General features: G+C 56.7%; 4 protein-coding genes and 1 pseudogene. 1 reads left to right on the top strand and 4 read right to left on the bottom strand.

Going from position 1 to position 4127, the window contains the following annotated elements:
• From BHAP_RS11165 to BHAP_RS11150, 4 genes and pseudogenes are all read right to left on the bottom strand, one after another.
• Nucleotides 1-280, bottom strand: a pseudogene (locus tag BHAP_RS11165) (hypothetical protein); the annotation flags it as partial.
• A 69-nt stretch (nucleotides 281-349) separates the two neighbouring features.
• Nucleotides 350-1033 carry a type II secretion system F family protein gene (locus BHAP_RS11160; RefSeq protein ID WP_094730730.1) on the bottom strand — a complete coding sequence of 228 codons (684 nt, stop codon included), beginning with the start codon at nucleotides 1031-1033 and terminating at the stop codon, nucleotides 350-352.
• A gap of 39 nt (nucleotides 1034-1072) precedes the next feature.
• Nucleotides 1073-2128: a TadA family conjugal transfer-associated ATPase gene (locus tag BHAP_RS11155; protein ID WP_094730729.1), complete on the bottom strand. Its 1056-nt coding sequence runs from the start codon at nucleotides 2126-2128 to the stop codon at nucleotides 1073-1075.
• Nucleotides 2125-3198, bottom strand: a complete 1074-nt coding sequence (locus tag BHAP_RS11150) for a CpaE-like family protein (RefSeq protein ID WP_244569404.1) — start codon at nucleotides 3196-3198, stop codon at nucleotides 2125-2127. Before BHAP_RS11150 ends, BHAP_RS11155 begins: the two co-directional genes overlap by 4 nt.
• 711 nt (nucleotides 3199-3909) lie before the next feature.
• Between BHAP_RS11150 and BHAP_RS11145 the strand changes: the two genes are divergently transcribed.
• On the top strand, nucleotides 3910-4127 hold a 218-nt coding region (locus tag BHAP_RS11145), incomplete at its 3' end, for a transposase-like zinc-binding domain-containing protein (protein ID WP_420807744.1).

Below are 4127 nucleotides of genomic sequence, written 5' to 3'. Positions count from 1 at the left end.
AGGCTGTCGCTACTTTGCGCAAACCCTCGCCAAATGAACCGCCAACCGCATCCCCGACCGCATCCAACGCGCGAGGAATAGACGAACCTTGCCGCACGGCAGCAATGAGCAACGCTAATATCGTCGACTCCTGCGGCAGTACTGTATCCGCACTGTCATCATGATTGCACTGTCCAACGTCAGTCAACATTGCCAGCCGACGATCACGCTGGCCCAACCCAGCCCATACCAAGCCGCCGACCATCACAGCCGCGATCATCGCACTTCCAACAACACTCACGCCACTCCCCTTCCGCCACATTCATCTCAGTCTCGTCACCGCACCGCCATCGTCCGCAGTATCAGCCAGTCACAAGCTGTCCATGCCACGCAACATCGCGCGCATCCATATCAGACCAGCAACATACCAACTCAATCCCAACCCCAAACACACCAATCCTTGCGGCGAGCCAAACAGAAACGTCAACGGCTTTGCGCCAAGAAATTCACCGAACAACACAGTGACCGCAGGCAACGCAGACAGCAATTTCGTCGTCGCCTGCGGAATCGCGAACGCTTGCGCGCGCAGATCATCCAGCATGCGCGCTCGCCGATACGAAGCACCAACCGTTTCCAAACATTGCGCTGCCGGGCAACCCAATTCCATGCTGATACGAATAGCAGCAGCAAGATCAGCAGCAGTTTGTGCAACATGATGCGCGCGCTCACTAGGCAGTGCGCACGCGTTCAATACCGCGTACATTCGCGATTGTGTCAGCCGTCCGACCGGCTGACTCTTGGCTACTGACTGCGACGAATGCGCGGTACCAATAACGGCGGCCTCCAGCGTCGCCCCGGACCGTATCGCTGCGCACATGGCCGCGATAGCCGACGCAATACCAACGCGCGAATCCTGCGATTGCTGCTCGACTCGACGAGTACCTTGCACGATGTGCGACCGCATTGACGCAAGCCGCTGTACTGCGGTCGATTGTGGCCACGCTATGACCGTTACAATCACAGCTAAGGCAGCGACTACTGCCGCATCAATCATCGGAAGACGCCTTTCTTTGTTGTGCATCACGTCTGTGCGTCACGATTCTCTTTGTCGCAGAGAGCCAAACAACCAGCGCGCCGCAAAATCCGCCCATCCGGGACCGGCCATCGGTGTCCCTGCACCATCCCAGATCGCAACAACTTCGCCACTCAGCGACTGTACAGTACTGGTATTAGTCAATTGGCCCAATTGACTAATTAATCGGCCAATTTGACTGATATACCGCCGTCCGGAAGCGTCTCTCTCCACATGAATCACCGCATCGAATGCGTCACGAGCTAGCATCGCCGTCGCTTCAACTGGCAGTCCAGCTAACAAGCCCAATGAAGCCAGTCGCGTCGGCACACGCTGCACATCGTCAGCGTGCAACGTAACCATGCCACCATGATGACCAGAGTTAAACGCACGTAACAGATCAGCGATCTCCTCACCACGGCACTCACCGAGCACAATGCGATCAGGTCGCATCCGCAACGTGGCTTTCACGAGTTGTGGCAAACCAATCGCACCCGCACCCTCAACGTTGGCTTCACGCGTCACCAACGACACACGATTGCCCGCACCGATCGCACCAAGTTCGCGCACTTCTTCGACGGTAATAATCCGCTCGTAAGCCGCACATAATCCCAGCAGGGCTTTGAGTAGCGTGGTTTTACCCGCACCGGTGCCGCCGGTAATCAGTAACGTCGCGCGACGATCAACCAGCGAGCGCAATATCGGCAGCCAAATCGCTGGCATCAGTCCGCGCGCACACAACGATTCCAAGGTAGGCGGTGAGCGCGGCGGCAAACGAATCGAAATTGCCGCACCTTGCGGCACTATTGGCGCAATAACCGCGTGTACGCGCAACCCATCCGGCGACGATGCATCAGCAATCGGACATGCATCATCCAAGCGACGACCGAGTTGCGCGCATAATTGCACTGCGTAATCGCGCACAATATCAGGAGCACGGAATGGAATCGGCAATTGACATTCGCGCATGCCAGAGCCGAAATCAGCCCATACTTGGCCTTCGCAAGTGACGGTCACGTCTGTCGTTCGCGAATCGGCGACGATACTTTCCAAAGGACCGAAAGCGAGTGAAGTCATGAATGATCACCGCCTGCGCCTGATAATAGTTCGTCAATCCAATCGCAGATACCGTCAATCGCACGCCGATTTGATCGACTGAGCGCGCGGATTCCTAAGCCTGACAACACGTCAGCACAGAGCTTCGAGTCAGTTCGAATACGGCCGGATACTGGATGTCCAAGATATTCAGCGGCGTCTGGCAGTGAGATAACGCCCGAATTACGGACTGTGCTGCGCGGCTGTATACCGACCACTATCAACTGATCTCGTGAGTGACTATGACTTGCTGCTCTCTTAGCGGGTAGTGGTTCGTGGAGCGCCATCCACCGCTGCAGTGTGGCAATATGCCGCTTCGCACGCGCTAGTCCAAGTACTGATAGTTCAGCTAGTACGATCTGCGCCGCACTGCCCAGCTCAGGCATAGTTTCCAACAGTTCACCTCGCCCAGCGTCCACAATGAGCGCGCGATTGACGTCAGATAGCGCGCGAATAGCAGCCTGCGTTTGCCACCAATCAGGAGGATCACCACTCCACGGATTACTGGCGAGGACTCGCACGCCATCCCATTCGGGTAGTTCGTGGTTGAGTGCGTTACCGTCGAGTCGTCCGAGCGGAGCGTCGAGTGTTTCACATCGTGTTCCCGGTTCGCCTTCGATACCTAGTAACACGTCAAGACCACCTGTGCGAAAATCAACGTCGATCAGTGCGCTAGGCAAGTCACGTTCGGCAAGGTGGCGTGCGATGCTAGCTGCAGTGACGCTTAAGCCTAAACCACCGCTTGCTGAAGTACACACGATAATATTGCGACATGCAGTTGCTACCGTGACTCCGCTGGGTAGATTGTTCGGTCCTGGACCGGCGCGACCGTAGGATGCTTGGGCAATTGCCTCGGGATGAGAACGCAAGCGATGCTCTTGCCCGATTGACTCAGGGGGTGGCATGTAATAGCGCGTGGCGCCAGGGTGCGGCGGTGTGCGTGATGATGATTCCGATGCTGCGGGTGCGGGTGCGGATGCAGATGCAAGTGCGGTCTGCGATGAAGTAACTGCTGAAGTCGCTACTGGAGTAGCTAGGGTAAAAGTGTTCATACGCAGATTGAACCGTATTATTGTTGTGCGCGTCGGCAAAAATGGGGTATGTGGTCGAACGGTCGATAGTTATCCACATCACGGCGTGTCTATCCACATTTTTTGTGGATAACTCGGGCCAGTGTTCACACTCGTAACCGGGGCACTAAAACACCACACTAGTGGTCTGTCTCGTAATTGTCTGAGTGGTATCGGCCTCCTCTGAGAGGAGCCGGCAGCGAATCTAACTGGGAAAGAGGCAAAAAGCGAAGCCATTAATTATTAGTAAGGCAGACCACTAGTTCTATAACCCCATATAACTGCGGACCTGCACCACTCGTTATAACTGTGACATACACCGCTCGTTCACGGAGCACCGCTGACGGCACCCCACTCGTGGCACCTCACTCGTGGCACCCCACGTGAATCTGAACTGTTTGGCGTGGCAGAAAACGCTCGCTTAGGCAGGGCTCAGCGAGCAAAAACCGCCACGCGGAAACTAACCACTCACATGCCGACAACGAACTTGGATAAAACCCGCGTTTCTTGGGTTATAGGCCAAAATGTGTGTCTGTTTTGGCTCGCTTTCCTTTGTGGCAGTGGGCGTTTCCCCTGTTCGAGTTGTATGGGCGGGGAACTTGAAGTCGGCCAGAATGTGTGTCCGGAACAGGCTGTGAGGCCTTTCGGGACAACGGTTGAGCGGCTTTCGAGTTGGCGTGGCAGATTGGGTGGATGAACACACCCAGTTGCGCCGTGTGCGGCGAGCCGATGAAACGGAACGGAAGAACAAGCTCGGGGCGGGTCAGGTGGCGGTGCCGGGACGCCGGCTGCGGGAGCTCGCGCACCCAGTCGCGCGACAACAGGGCCCGTGACCTGCGGTGCGGACTGGACTGGCTGTTTTCCAAACGGTCGCAGGCCGAGCACGACCTGCCCTCCCGCACGCTGCGCCG

The organism is Bifidobacterium hapali, assembly GCF_002259755.1.
GTDB classification, from domain to species: domain Bacteria; phylum Actinomycetota; class Actinomycetes; order Actinomycetales; family Bifidobacteriaceae; genus Bifidobacterium; species Bifidobacterium hapali.
This window is presented reverse-complemented; position numbering and strand designations above follow the sequence as displayed.

Bases quoted from the DNA above. Each gene is read 5' to 3' on its own strand.
- BHAP_RS11160 (WP_094730730.1), bottom strand. From the start codon at position 1,033: ATGATTGATGCGGCAGTAGTCGCTGCCTTAGCTGTGATTGTAACGGTC.
- BHAP_RS11155 (WP_094730729.1), bottom strand. From the start codon at position 2,128: ATGACTTCACTCGCTTTCGGTCCTTTGGAAAGTATCGTCGCCGATTCG.
- BHAP_RS11150 (WP_244569404.1), bottom strand. From the start codon at position 3,198: ATGAACACTTTTACCCTAGCTACTCCAGTAGCGACTTCAGCAGTTACT.